The sequence below is a fragment of the Bradyrhizobium sp. CCBAU 051011 genome (genome assembly GCF_009930815.1).
Taxonomy (GTDB): Bacteria; Pseudomonadota; Alphaproteobacteria; order Rhizobiales; family Xanthobacteraceae; genus Bradyrhizobium.
This window is the reverse complement of the sequence record NZ_CP022222.1, coordinates 2,288,165-2,300,433: the sequence shown is the minus strand read 5'-3', so window position 1 is coordinate 2,300,433 and position 12,269 is coordinate 2,288,165. Positions and strand designations below refer to the sequence as shown.

The window sequence follows — 12,269 nt, the reverse complement described above, 5'->3', positions numbered from 1 at the left end:
GCTATCTACCTCTCGCGAGGGTTTTTTCACAAGAGGCCAGACCGCCATGTTGGACGCCGCCGTCAAGGCGCTTTCGCAGATCCTGTCGCCGCCGATGCGTACCATTTTGTGGCGCTCGATCGGGCTGGCGCTGGTGCTGATCACGGTGCTGGCCATCGGCTTGCAGCGCGCGTTGAGCTGGTTCGCCGAATACGGCGAAGGCTGGGCCGAGGCAATGCTGGGGCCGGGCTTCCACACGACGCTCAACATCCTTTCCTGGATCATCTCGATCGCGGCCGGGCTCGGTGTCGTCCTCGGCGGCATTTTCCTGATGCCGGCAGTCACCTCGCTGATCGCCAGCGTGTTCGTCGACGACGTCGCCGAGCATGTCGAGCGCGAACATTATCCGGCCGAGCGCCCCGGCGCCGCGCTGCCGCTTGGCATCTCGATCCCCGAGGGCATCAAGACGGCGCTGCTGACCATCCTGGTCTACCTGATCGCGCTGCCCTTTGTGCTGTTCGCGGGTGCGGGTTTTCTGATTTTCTTCATCGCCACCGCATGGCTCTTGGGCCGCGAATATTTCGAACTCGCCGCCATGCGCTTCCGCTCGCCGGCGGAAGCCAAGGCGATGCGCAGGGACAATGCGGCGACCGTGTTCACCGCCGGCCTCTTCATCGCCGCCTTCGTCTCGATCCCGATCGTCAATCTGGCGACACCCGTGTTCGGCATGGCCTTCATGGTCCACATGCACAAGCGGCTGTCGGGCCCCCGGCCGGAGCTGATCGAGCCGGCGAGGAAAACGGGAATGCCGGTGGCTTAGTTCTCCCTCTCCCCGCTCTTCGCGGGGAGAGGGTTGGGGTGAGGGGCTCTCTCCGCGTGCTCCGTCAATTGATGGACCTGTACCCCCTTGTATCTGCACGGCCAAGATTTGTGCGATGGAAGCGACTTAGCGTCTTGGCCGGTGGCCACCGGCCAAGACGCGTGGCGATGTCGCCCGTTCCCCCTCCGGCTACAACCGTGGGTGAGCTTTGGGATCTTCGCCATGTCACGCACGACCGAACAGTCGCTTGAGCTCCGATCGCATGGACAAGGCAGGTTACCGTGAAGAACACAATTTGTGGAGTGGACGTTTCGAAAGCCAAGCTCGATGTCTGCATCGAGCCCGGGCATCGGCTTGCGAGCTTCAATAACGATACGGCAGGCATTGCGGAACTGGCCGCGTTCTGCCGTGAACATGCCGTCACGCTGGTGGTGATGGAGGCCAGTGGCGGGTACGAGCGACGGGCATTCGTCGAGCTGTGGGAAAAAGGCATCAGCTGCGCGCTGACCAATCCACGCAACGTCCGCCGCTACGCCGAGGCGATGGGCATTCTGGAAAAGACCGACCGGATCGATTCCTCCGTCATTGCCCGCTTCGCCCATGCCAAGAACCTGGCTCCGACCCCCTTGCCAAGCCAAGCCCAGCAGCGCCTGAAGGCGCTTGTGGCAAGGCTCCGGCAGGTCACCGACGATCTCACCGTGCAGAAGCAGCGTCGCGCAAGCCTGCTCGATAACCCCGAGATGCTGGCCAGCCTCGACGAAGTGATCGCCCTGCTCAAGCGCCAATCCCGCTCGCTCGAGGGGGAAATCGCCTCCATGATCGATGACGATCCGCTGTGGGCAAAGCTCGCCGAGACCTGGCGCGAGATGAAGGGCGTCGCCGGGCGGACCGTTGCGCGCCTTCATGCCGAACTACCGGAAATTGGCACGCTCTCCAACAAAGCCATTGCCAAGCTTGCCGGCCTTGCCCCGATCGCCAATGACAGCGGTAAGCGAAAGGGCAAGCGACCCACCCGCGGTGGTCGCGCCGGCGTCCGCTCGATCCTCTTCCTCGTCGCGGCCATCGCCGCCCGCTACGACAAAAGCCTTGCCGAGTTCCGCGACAGGCTGCTCAAGGCCGGCAAGGAGAAAATGGTCGTTCGCATTGCCCTTGCCCGCAAGCTCCTCGTCAGGCTCAACGCAAAAGCTCGCGACGCGCGAACCGCGTATGCCAATGCAACTTGACAAACCAGATAGTCGCTCACCCGCCGCGCAAGAGCGCGTCGACCTCTCCCCGCAAGCGGGGCGAGGTTGAGAAGAAACTCACACCGTCTTTTCCGGCCAGTGGCAGAGGTCGTTGATCAGACACACCTCGCAGCGTGGCTTGCGGGCCAGACAGGTGTAGCGCCCGTGCAGGATCAGCCAGTGATGGGCGTGCAGCATGAATTCGGACGGGATCACCTTCTCCAATCCCAACTCGACTTCCAGCGGCGTATTGCCGGGTGCAAGCCCTGTGCGGTTGCCGACGCGGAATACATGCGTATCAACCGCCATCGTATGTTCGCCATAGGCCATGTTGAGCACGACATTGGCGGTCTTGCGCCCGGCCCCCGGCAGCGACTCGATTTCGGCCCGGGTGCGCGGCACCTCGCCGCCGAACTCGGCGATCAGCTTTTCCGACAGCGCGATGACGTTCCTGGCCTTGTTGCGATAGAGCCCGATGGTCTTGATGTACTCGCGCACTTTCTCTTCGCCGAGCTCAAGCATCCTCTCGGGCGTGTCGGCGACCGCAAACAGCGCGCGCGTCGCCTTGTTGACGCCGGCATCGGTCGCCTGCGCCGACAGCACGACCGCCACCAGCAGCGTGTAGGGATTGAGGTGTTCGAGCTCGCCCTTCGGCTCCGGATTGGCCTTGCGAAAACGGCTGAAGGCCTCATGGATCTCGGCCGGCGTCCAGGGCTTTGGTTTCAGAGATTTTGGCTTGGCTGATTTCTTCGCCGGTTTGGGCGGCGCCTTGGCGGCCTTCTTGGCCGGTTTTTTCGGCGCGGATGGAACGCCGGGTTTTTTGGCGCTGAGAGAGCGGATGATTTTGGCCATGATCGGGATATACTGATACGCGATGACAGCAAGCAACGACTTTGATCCGGCGCTCGACCAGCCGACGCTTTTTTCGGCGCGGGTGACGCCGCATCGGTCGCTCAACCGCACTGGCTTTCTGGTGCTGATGGCATTCATCGGCGCGGTGAGTTTTGTTGCCGGCATCGCATTTTGCCTGATGGGTGCCTGGCCGGTGCTCGGCTTTTTCGGCCTCGATGTGCTGGTGATCTACTGGGCGTTCCGGATCAATTTTCGCAGCGCTGACGCCACCGAGGACATCGTGGTGACGCCGTCCGAATTGCGGGTGCGGCGGGTCAGTCATCGCGGTCATCTGATCGAATGGTCGTTCAATCCGCTCTGGGTGCAACTCGAACAGACCGGCGATCCCGAATTCGGCATCGAGCACCTTTATCTGGTATCCCGCGGCCGCCGGGTTACGATCGGCCATTTTTTGGGTCCCGACGAAAAGGCGAGTTTTGCCAAAGCCTTACTGGCTGCGCTGCAGACCGCCAAGCGCGGCATTACTTACAACCCCGTCACCTGAGGCTTTCTTTTTTACGCGTTTTCTTCGCGCGAACCGGTTCCCACTTCGCTCGAAAACGCTACGTTGGGCTTGTCGGAAATCGGGTGGTTTGAGCCGCGCATGAGCCCTAAATCAGAACCCATGATGATATCAGCCATACATGACCAGCGCCTGGCCAAGCCGGGCCTCCAGAGCGCCGCGCAGCGCGACTATGATTCCGTGCGCCGCGCCATCGCCTTCATCTCGGAGCACTGGCGCGCGCAACCGACCATCGAGGCGATGGCGGACGCCGCCGCCTTGACGCCCGATGAACTGCACCATCTATTCCGCCGCTGGGCCGGGCTGACGCCGAAGGCTTTTATGCAGGCGCTGACGCTCGACCACGCCAAGGGCCTGTTGCGCGATTCCGCCAGCATCCTCGATGCCGCGCTCGACTCCGGGCTGTCGGGCCCGGGCCGGCTGCATGATCTGTTCGTGACCCATGAAGCGATGTCGCCCGGCGAATGGAAGAACGGCGGCGCCGGCATGATCCTGCGTTACGGTTTCCATGCCTCGCCGTTCGGCACCGCCATCGTGATCGCCAGCGACCGTGGGTTGGCGGGGCTTGCCTTCGCTGACCCCGGCCAGGAACAGGTCTCCTTCGCCGACATGAAGCGGCGTTGGCCGAACGCGACCCATGTCGAGGACCACGACGGCACCGTTGGCCTTGCGCAGCGCATCTTCGATACCAGGCTGTGGCGGCCGGACCAGCCGCTGCGCGTGGTCCTGATCGGCACCGATTTCGAGGTGCGGGTGTGGGAGACGCTGTTGAAGATCCCGATGGGCCGCGCGGTCTGCTATTCCGACATCGCCACCAAGATCAAAAGCCCGAAGGCCTCACGCGCCGTCGGCGCCGCCGTCGGCCGCAACCCGGTGTCGTTCGTCGTGCCTTGCCACCGCGCACTCGGCAAAGGCGGCGCCCTGACCGGCTACCACTGGGGCATCACCCGCAAACAGGCGATGCTCGGCTGGGAAGCGGGACAGGTGGGGCTGCATTGAGAACTTGTAGGGTGGGCAAAGCGAAGCGTTCCCACCATTTCAGACCGATGATGCCAATAGATGGTGGGCACGGCGCTTGCGCGCCTTTGCCCACCCTACGCGCCCTAATTCACGCCGCCAGGTCAACCTTCGTCGCCACCGTCGAGTCCGCATTCAGCCGATAGATCACCGGTGCGCCGGTGGCGAGTTCGCGCTTGAGGATCTGTTCGGGCGTCAGTTTCTCCAGCACCATGATCAGTGCACGCAACGAGTTGCCGTGGGCGGCGACCAGCGTACGCTGTCCGCGCAGCACGCCGGGCAGAATCTCCTGCACGTAATAAGGCAGCGCACGCGCCAGCGTATCCTTCAGGCTCTCGCCGCCGGGCGGCGGCACGTCGTAGGAGCGGCGCCAGATCAGCACCTGGTCCTCGCCCCATTTCTTGCGGGCGTCATCCTTGTTGAGCCCGGAGAGATCGCCGTAGTCGCGTTCGTTGAGCGCGAGGTCCTTCGTCGTCGGCAGTCCGGTCTGGCCGATCTCGGCGAGCATCAGTTTCAGCGTATGCTGGGCGCGGGTCAGGTCGGAGGTGAAGGCAACATCGAACGTCAGCCCCTGCGCCTTCAATTTGCGGCCCGCTTCCTTGGCCTCGGCAATGCCCTGCTCGGTGAGGTCAGGATCTTTCCACCCGGTGAACAGGTTCTTCAAATTCCAGTCGCTCTGGCCATGCCGCACGAGCACGAGAAGACGATCGCTCATTACAAATTCCGTTGTTCGATGGTTAGAAGTCGGTCAGGCCGAGCACGTCGGTCATCGTGTAGAAGCCGGGCGCCTTGCCCCGAGCCCACAGTGCGGCCTTGACGGCACCCATCGCGAACATGGTGCGGTCCTCGGCGCGGTGGGTCAGCTCGATCCGCTCCATGGCGCCTGCGAAGATCACAGAGTGATCGCCGGTGACGGTGCCGCCGCGCAGCGAGGCAAAGCCGATGTCGCCCGGCCGTCGCGCGCCGGTCTCGCCGTCGCGGCCGCGCGCGGAGCGGGCATGCAGGTCAACGCCGCGGCCGGCAGCGGCGGCTTCGCCGAGCAGGAATGCCGTACCCGACGGCGCATCGATCTTGGCCTTGTGGTGCATCTCGACGATTTCGATGTCGAAACTTTCGTCCAGCGACTGTGCGACGCGCTTGACCAGCGCTGCGAGCAGATTGACGCCGAGGCTCATATTGCCTGATTGCACCACCACCGCGCGCTGGGTAACGCTCTTGATCACGGCCATGTCGGACACCGACAGCCCGGTGGTTCCGACAATGTGCACGAGGCCGCGTTCGGCGGCGATCGCGACATTGGCGATGGTGGCGGCAGGCACGGTGAAGTCGAGAATGCCGTCGGCATTGGCCGACAGCGCCCACAGGTCGGCGGAGAGTTTGACGCCATTTTCCGGCAACCCTGCGAGCACGCCGGAATCCTTGCCCAGCAGTTCCGAGCCGGGCGCTTCCAGCGCGCCGGTCAAAACCGCGCCCGGCGTCTCCGAAATGACGCGCACCAGCGCGCGGCCCATCCGGCCGCCGGCCCCCGCTACGATCAATCGCATATCGGCCATGGCTCTTACCTCTGCACGGGGTATAGCCGGGGCGGGCGATTACGGCAACTTCCCGTCAGGTAGCGGATCAGGCCTCTTCGGACAGCCCGGGAACATCGTAGCCTTCGATGACGATGAGCTCGGCAGTCGAGTGCGGCTGCCGCACCTTGATATTGGCCTGGTATTCCGGCGAGTTGTAGCAGGCCAGCGCGGCCTCGTAGCTGTCGAACTCGATCACGACGTTGCGCGAGCGGCTTTGGCCTTCGACAGCGGTGAACTTGCCGCCGCGCACGATGAAGCGCCCGCCGAATTTCTGGAAGATGGCCGGGTTGGCCGCCATGTAAGGCTTGTAGCCTTCCTCATTGTGAACGTCGACGCGACCGATCCAGTATCCCTTCGCCATCTCACTCTCCCGTTTTTTGTTTCGCCGGTTGGACTATCCGAGCGCCTGCATGATTTCCGCTTGGACGGCATCCGCCGCAGCCTTCGGGTCGGCAGCTTCCGTGATCGGGCGTCCGACCACCAGATAGTCCGCGCCGGCGGCAATCGCACGCGCCGGCGTCATGATGCGCTTCTGGTCGTCGGTCGCAGCACCTGCCGGGCGGATGCCTGGCGTCACCAGGTTCATCTGGTGGCCGACAATCTTGCGCAACGCCGCCGCCTCTTCCGGCGAGCTGACGAGGCCATCGACGCCGAGCACCTGCGCCTGCTGCGCGCGCGCTTCCACCAGATCCGAGACGTTGAGGCGATAGCCCGCGGCATGCAGATCGCCGTCGTCATAGGAGGTAAGCACGGTGACCGCGAGAATCTTCAAACCCGATCCGGCGCGGGCCTCGACCGCGGCCTTCATGGTCTGCGGATAGGCATGCACCGTGAGGAAAGTCGCGCCGAGCTTTGCGACGCTCTCGACGCCGCGCGCCACCGTGTTGCCGATGTCGTGCAGCTTGAGATCGACGAATACCTTCTTGCCCGACTTCGCCAGTTGCTGCACCAGCGGCAATCCGCCGGCATAAGCGAGCTGGTAGCCGATCTTGTAAAAACTCACGCTGTCGCCGAGCCGCGAGACCATCGCTTCTGCCTCAGTCACCCCGGGCAAATCAAGTGCGACGATCAGGCGGTCCTTGGCTGCGATATCGGCTGGCTGCATGTCACCTCACATCATGCGTTGGGAAATGTCGATCAACTGCCGCACCATTGCTTTCAGCCCGTCGCTGTCGGCGGCATTCTTCAGGCGGTCCATCTCGTCATAGGCATCATCGGCGAATGGCAGCGCGAACTGGTTCGGGATCACCTGGGCATGGCAGGCCGACAAGATCAGCCGCAGCGCGGCCAGCGCGCGGGCGCCGCCAAGCCGGTTGCCGGAAGCCGAGGCGATCGCAAACACCCGGTCGCGAAACACCTGGCCGCGGGTCTCGTGCGCGTCCTGCACCCGGCTCACCCAGTCGATGGTGTTTTTCACCAGCGCCGGCACCGAGGAATTGTATTCCGGCGTCACGATCAGCACGCCGTGATGGGCTGCCATCATGCGCTTCAGGTTGACCGCGTGCTTCGGTACGCCGGACTTCGCCTGCAGATCGCCGTCATAGATCGGCAGCGGAAAATCGGACAGCGAGATACGGGTGACTTCGGCGCCTTGCTGCGCCAAGGCATGCGCCGCAACAGCGGCCAGTTTCGCATTCAGCGAGCCTGATCGTAGCGATCCCGGGATCACGAGGATTTTCAGCGCGGACATGTTTCAGAAATCGCGGATCAGGACGGGCCCTGCGCGACAACGCAGGACGGCTCAGCCCTTGCGATACACCCAGACCCGCGCCGGCGGAAGGTTCATCCAGATCCGCTCGGAGGCTTCTGTGGACACGCCCGGCAGCGATTTCGGGATCGGCGGCGCGACCGAATAGGTGAACTGTACGAAGGGCGCGCCGGGGGCGAGCGCCGCGAAGGCATCGCGGATCAGCTTCAGGCGCGTCAGCATCGGTTTTGTCACAAGCGGCAAGCCGGACACCACCGCGGAAGCCGGCGCATCCAGTATCTCGCCAAGCGAGGCGCGCAGCGCATAGGCATCGCCCTGCACCACCTTGGCCTGCGGATAGCGATCGCGCAGCAGCGCGCAGAAGCCCGGATTGTACTCGACCAGCACGAGCCGCCGCTGATCGACGCCATGTTCGATCAGCGCATTGGTGATCGCGCCGGTCCCGGGCCCAAGTTCGATGACCGGCCCTTCGGATTCGACGTCGACATATTGCGCCATGGTCCGGGCGAGCAGCTTGCTCGACGGCATCACCGCGCCCATGTGCAGCGGCTTTTCGATCCATGAACGGAGGAAGCGAACCTCATCGTCGAGACGGAGAGGCTTCTTCAACGCACGCACGGACGATTGCAAAGGCATGTCGCTACCAGGCGGGACCCCGCTGACGAGCGGGATGTCAGAAAACAGTCATAAACACGTATAGGTCGACGGGGATATGGTCAAGCCAAACGGTGATGCGTCAGCCGCGCCAAAGTGCCCGCGAGCCCGCGATAAGACACTGTGCAAGCTGAATGAATCATGACTGCGCGATGCCGCGCCGTCCGGCTATCTCCGCGCGTGCGGCCTACGTGCCCGCGCGGTTGCCGAAGAAGTCCTTGACCTTGGTGAAGAAGCCCGCCGCTTCCGGCTGGGTGGCCCCCGACGACAGTTTTTCGAACTCGGAGAGCAGTTCCTGCTGCTTCTTGGTCAGATTCTGCGGCGTTTCGACCATCACCTGGACATACATGTCGCCAGTCTGGCGCGAGCGCAGCACCGGCATGCCCTTTGATGCAATGCGGAAACGGCGGCCGGACTGTGTTCCGGCCGGCACTTTAACCTTGGTCTTGCCCTTGTCGATGGTCGGGACCTCGAATTCGCCGCCGAGCGCGGCTGACACCATCGAGATTGGAACCCGGCAGTGCAGATCGGCGCCGTCGCGCTGGAAGAATTCGTGGGTCGCCAGCGACAGGAAGATATAGAGGTCGCCCGGCGGGCCGCCGCGGACGCCGGCCTCGCCTTCACCGGCGAGCCGAATGCGCGTGCCGTCCTCGACGCCTTGGGGGATGTTGACCGACAGCGTGCGGTCGCGCGTCACCCGTCCCGAGCCCGAGCAGTTCGGGCAAGCATCCTCGATCATCTGGCCGCGGCCCTGACAGCCGGGACAGGTCCGCTCCAGCGTGAAAAAGCCCTGCGCCTGGCGAACGCGGCCGGCGCCGCCGCAGGTCGAACAGGTCTTCGGCTTGGTGCCGGCCTTGGCGCCGGTGCCCGAACAGGGTTCGCAGGTGACGGAAACCGGAATCTCGATCTGGGCGGTCTTGCCCTGAAAGGCTTCTTCGAGCGTGATTTCCATGTTGTAGCGCAGGTCGGCGCCGCGCTCACGGCCACCGCCGCGCCCACGCTGGCCGGCCATGCCGAACAGGTCTTCGAAAATATCGGAGAATGAGGAGGCGAAGCCGGCGCCGAAGCCGGGGCCGCCGCCGCCCATGCCCTGCTCGAAGGCAGCATGGCCGTAGCGGTCATAGGCGGCGCGCTTCTCGCCGTCCTTCAGGACCTCGTAGGCTTCGTTGATTTCCTTGAATTTCACTTCGCTGGTGGCATCGCCCGGATTGCGGTCCGGATGCCATTTCATCGCCAGCTTGCGGAAGGCCGCCTTGAGCTTGCCGTCATCCGCGCCCCGTTCGACTTCCAGCGTTTCATAATAGCAGCGCTTGGTGGACATTAGTCAAACCCGCCCGAATTTCGTCTTCGTACCGAAAACACCCTCAATCGAAGATGCCGCCATCGGCTTAAAGAAAAATGACCCCCACCCATCGAACGCAAGCCGCGCGCTCTGTTGGATGAGGGTCATGATCGAAAGCCCGCTTTAAGCCGACTTCTTGTTGTTCTTGTCGTCGTCGACCTCGGTGAACTCCGCGTCGACCACGTCATCCTTGGCAGCATCCCGCTTGGCGTCTGCCTCGGCCTGCTGCTTGTACATGGCCTCGCCGAGCTTCATCGAAGCCTGCGCCAGCGTGTTGGTCTTGGCCTTGATCGCCTCGGCATCCTCGCCCTTCAGCGCTTCCTTCAGGTCGCTGACGGCGTCCTCGATGGCGCGGCGCTCGCTTTCCTCGACCTTCGAACCGTGCTCGGCCAGCGCCTTCTCGGTGGAATGCACCAGCGCGTCGGCATGGTTCTTGGCGTCGACCGCCTCGCGGCGCTTCTTGTCCTCGGCCGCGTTGGCCTCGGCGTCCTTGACCATCTTCTGGATGTCGGATTCCGACAGGCCGCCGGAGGCCTGGATCCGGATCTGCTGCTCCTTGCCGGTCGCCTTGTCCTTGGCCGAGACGTTGACGATGCCGTTGGCGTCGATGTCGAAGGTGACCTCGATCTGCGGCATGCCGCGCGGCGCCGGCGGAATGCCCATCAGGTCGAACTGGCCGAGCACCTTGTTGTCGGCCGCCATTTCGCGCTCGCCCTGGAAGACGCGGATGGTGACCGCGTTCTGGTTATCCTCGGCGGTCGAGAACACCTGGCTCTTCTTGGTCGGGATCGTGGTGTTGCGGTCGATGATGCGGGTGAACACGCCGCCCAGTGTCTCGATGCCGAGCGAAAGGGGCGTCACGTCGAGCAGCAGCACGTCCTTGACGTCGCCCTGCAGCACGCCGGCCTGGATCGCCGCACCGATGGCGACGACTTCGTCCGGGTTGACGCCCTTGTGCGGCTCCTTGCCGAACAACTGCTTCACCACTTCCTGAACCTTGGGCATGCGGGTCATGCCGCCGACCAGCACCACTTCGCCGATTTCGGCGGCGGTGAGGCCCGCATCCTTCAGCGCCTTGCGGCAGGGCTCGATGGTCTTCTGGACGAGATCGTCGACCAGCGCCTCGAACTTAGCGCGCGTCAGCTTCATCGTCAGATGCTTCGGCCCGGTTTGGTCGGCCGTGATGAACGGCAGGTTGATTTCGGTCTGCGTGGTCGACGACAGTTCGATCTTGGCCTTTTCAGCCGCCTCTTTCAGGCGCTGCAGGGCCAGCTTGTCGTTGCGCAGGTTGATGCCCTGCTCCTTCTGGAACTCATCGGCGAGATAACCGACCAGACGCATGTCGAAGTCTTCACCGCCGAGGAAGGTGTCGCCGTTGGTCGACTTCACCTCGAACACGCCGTCGCCGATCTCGAGGATCGAGACGTCGAAGGTGCCGCCGCCGAGATCGTAGACCGCGATCGTGCCGGATTTCGATTTGTCGAGGCCGTAGGCGAGCGCTGCCGCCGTCGGCTCGTTGATGATGCGCAGCACTTCGAGACCGGCGATCTTGCCGGCGTCCTTGGTGGCCTGGCGCTGCGCGTCGTTGAAGTAGGCGGGCACGGTGATGACGGCCTGCTCGACCTTCTGGCCGAGATGGGCTTCCGCGGTCTCCTTCATCTTCTGCAGGATGAAGGCCGAGACCTGCGAGGGCGAATAGGTCTTGCCGTCGGCTTCGACCCAGGCGTCGCCATTCGATGCCTTGACGATCTTGTAGGGAACGAGCTTCTTGTCCTTCTCGACCATCGGGTCGTCGTAGCGGCGGCCGATCAGGCGCTTCACTGCGAAGAACGTACGCTCGGGATTGGTCACCGCCTGGCGCTTGGCGGGCTGGCCGACGAGACGCTCGCCGTCATCGGTAACGGCAACGATCGACGGCGTCGTGCGCATGCCCTCGGCGTTCTCGATGACTTTGGCAGTCTTGCCGTCCATTACGGCGACGCACGAATTCGTGGTGCCGAGATCGATCCCAATGACCTTTCCCATGGTCCTCATATCCTTCTTTTTGCGGCAGGTTGGCTGGGCCCTGGACGGCGCACCTAACCGAACCCCCAACGTTCAAATACTCGCGATATTGCGACGGTGAGCCTCATATAGGAGGGTGGGTTATGCCTGCAAGGACCGAACGCAAGCTTAGGGCCTGAAAAGCCTGACGTTTGAAAGAATGTGTCAGCCCGGGGCGGGCCCGGGGTCCGCGCCTGGAGCGGCGTTAAGAAATCGGCAAGGCCGCTTATCGCCCGCGCCACGGAGGCGTTGCGCATTGGCCCGCCGCCGCCTGGGAGGGGGGAGCGGTATTTGGCCGCTGGAAGCGCCTCAAAAACAGCCCGGAGAGCGGGCAGAAACCCGCAAAAAAGCCGAGATATCGGAGGAACGGACGCCTGCCCTGCCCTGTTGCAGGGACGTCAAAACCGCTAAAAGCGGGCCGACCGGAACGACCCTGTCGTTCCCGCAAGGCCCGAAAGATTCCACTCGAGATTCCACGCGCCGCATCGTCGGGCC

Annotated in this window: 13 protein-coding genes; 4 read left to right on the top strand and 9 right to left on the bottom strand. The window is 63.6% G+C overall.

Features of this window, described 5'->3' with window-relative positions:
* The first annotated feature begins 46 nt into the window (after positions 1-46).
* A complete protein-coding gene (locus ACH79_RS10925; protein WP_161851031.1) occupies positions 47-799 on the top strand; it encodes a sulfate transporter family protein in 753 nt (250 codons plus the stop codon).
* A gap of 281 nt (positions 800-1,080) precedes the next feature.
* Positions 1,081-2,022: an IS110 family transposase gene (locus tag ACH79_RS10920; RefSeq protein ID WP_161849671.1), complete on the top strand. Its 942-nt coding sequence runs from the start codon at positions 1,081-1,083 to the stop codon at positions 2,020-2,022.
* Between the two features lie 78 nt (positions 2,023-2,100).
* Here ACH79_RS10920 and nth read toward each other — a convergent pair whose 3' ends face one another.
* The gene (nth, locus tag ACH79_RS10915; protein ID WP_161856310.1) at positions 2,101-2,874 is read right to left on the bottom strand and encodes an endonuclease III; all 774 of its coding nucleotides are present in this window, start codon (positions 2,872-2,874) and stop codon (positions 2,101-2,103) included.
* Positions 2,875-2,896: 22 nt separating this feature from the next.
* On the opposite strand from nth, the gene ACH79_RS10910 reads away from it, so the two are divergent.
* Together ACH79_RS10910 and ACH79_RS10905 are read left to right on the top strand one after the other, a co-directional pair.
* Positions 2,897-3,418 (top strand): DUF2244 domain-containing protein, encoded by a 522-nt coding sequence (locus tag ACH79_RS10910; RefSeq protein WP_161851030.1) that lies wholly within the window; start codon positions 2,897-2,899, stop codon positions 3,416-3,418.
* 120 nt (positions 3,419-3,538) lie between these two features.
* Positions 3,539-4,435: a bifunctional helix-turn-helix domain-containing protein/methylated-DNA--[protein]-cysteine S-methyltransferase gene (locus ACH79_RS10905; protein ID WP_161856309.1), complete on the top strand. Its 897-nt coding sequence runs from the start codon at positions 3,539-3,541 to the stop codon at positions 4,433-4,435.
* A 109-nt stretch (positions 4,436-4,544) separates the two neighbouring features.
* Here the strand turns inward: ACH79_RS10905 and ACH79_RS10900 are convergent, their stop codons facing one another.
* The 8 genes from ACH79_RS10900 to dnaK all read right to left on the bottom strand — a co-directional run bounded on the left by ACH79_RS10900 (position 4,545) and on the right by dnaK (position 11,756).
* Positions 4,545-5,168: a 2,3-bisphosphoglycerate-dependent phosphoglycerate mutase gene (locus tag ACH79_RS10900; protein WP_161851029.1), complete on the bottom strand. Its 624-nt coding sequence runs from the start codon at positions 5,166-5,168 to the stop codon at positions 4,545-4,547.
* A gap of 22 nt (positions 5,169-5,190) precedes the next feature.
* Complete coding sequence (gene dapB, locus ACH79_RS10895) at positions 5,191-6,006, bottom strand: 4-hydroxy-tetrahydrodipicolinate reductase (RefSeq protein WP_161851028.1); 816 nt, start codon at positions 6,004-6,006, stop codon at positions 5,191-5,193.
* A gap of 67 nt (positions 6,007-6,073) precedes the next feature.
* Positions 6,074-6,388 (bottom strand): DUF1330 domain-containing protein, encoded by a 315-nt coding sequence (locus ACH79_RS10890; protein ID WP_161851027.1) that lies wholly within the window; start codon positions 6,386-6,388, stop codon positions 6,074-6,076.
* Between the two features lie 33 nt (positions 6,389-6,421).
* Positions 6,422-7,132: an orotidine-5'-phosphate decarboxylase gene (gene pyrF / locus ACH79_RS10885; protein ID WP_161851026.1), complete on the bottom strand. Its 711-nt coding sequence runs from the start codon at positions 7,130-7,132 to the stop codon at positions 6,422-6,424.
* A 6-nt stretch (positions 7,133-7,138) separates the two neighbouring features.
* Complete coding sequence (locus ACH79_RS10880) at positions 7,139-7,717, bottom strand: NADPH-dependent FMN reductase (RefSeq protein WP_161851025.1); 579 nt, start codon at positions 7,715-7,717, stop codon at positions 7,139-7,141.
* A gap of 51 nt (positions 7,718-7,768) precedes the next feature.
* The gene (locus ACH79_RS10875) at positions 7,769-8,371 is read right to left on the bottom strand and encodes a class I SAM-dependent methyltransferase (protein ID WP_161851024.1); all 603 of its coding nucleotides are present in this window, start codon (positions 8,369-8,371) and stop codon (positions 7,769-7,771) included.
* Between the two features lie 205 nt (positions 8,372-8,576).
* Complete coding sequence (gene dnaJ / locus ACH79_RS10870) at positions 8,577-9,710, bottom strand: molecular chaperone DnaJ (protein WP_161851023.1); 1,134 nt, start codon at positions 9,708-9,710, stop codon at positions 8,577-8,579.
* A 144-nt stretch (positions 9,711-9,854) separates the two neighbouring features.
* Positions 9,855-11,756, bottom strand: coding sequence for a molecular chaperone DnaK (gene dnaK / locus ACH79_RS10865; protein WP_161851022.1), 1,902 nt, complete (start codon positions 11,754-11,756; stop codon positions 9,855-9,857).
* Positions 11,757-12,269 lie beyond the last annotated feature (513 nt).

Coding starts and splice junctions, on each gene's coding strand:
- ACH79_RS10925 (WP_161851031.1), top strand. CDS start 47: ATGTTGGACGCCGCCGTCAAGGCGCTTTCGCAGATCCTGTCGCCGCCG.
- nth (WP_161856310.1), bottom strand. CDS start 2,874: ATGGCCAAAATCATCCGCTCTCTCAGCGCCAAAAAACCCGGCGTTCCA.
- ACH79_RS10910 (WP_161851030.1), top strand. CDS start 2,897: ATGACAGCAAGCAACGACTTTGATCCGGCGCTCGACCAGCCGACGCTT.
- ACH79_RS10905 (WP_161856309.1), top strand. CDS start 3,539: ATGATGATATCAGCCATACATGACCAGCGCCTGGCCAAGCCGGGCCTC.
- ACH79_RS10900 (WP_161851029.1), bottom strand. CDS start 5,168: ATGAGCGATCGTCTTCTCGTGCTCGTGCGGCATGGCCAGAGCGACTGG.
- dapB (WP_161851028.1), bottom strand. CDS start 6,006: ATGGCCGATATGCGATTGATCGTAGCGGGGGCCGGCGGCCGGATGGGC.
- ACH79_RS10890 (WP_161851027.1), bottom strand. CDS start 6,388: ATGGCGAAGGGATACTGGATCGGTCGCGTCGACGTTCACAATGAGGAA.
- pyrF (WP_161851026.1), bottom strand. CDS start 7,132: ATGCAGCCAGCCGATATCGCAGCCAAGGACCGCCTGATCGTCGCACTT.
- ACH79_RS10880 (WP_161851025.1), bottom strand. CDS start 7,717: ATGTCCGCGCTGAAAATCCTCGTGATCCCGGGATCGCTACGATCAGGC.
- ACH79_RS10875 (WP_161851024.1), bottom strand. CDS start 8,371: ATGCCTTTGCAATCGTCCGTGCGTGCGTTGAAGAAGCCTCTCCGTCTC.
- dnaJ (WP_161851023.1), bottom strand. CDS start 9,710: ATGTCCACCAAGCGCTGCTATTATGAAACGCTGGAAGTCGAACGGGGC.
- dnaK (WP_161851022.1), bottom strand. CDS start 11,756: ATGGGAAAGGTCATTGGGATCGATCTCGGCACCACGAATTCGTGCGTC.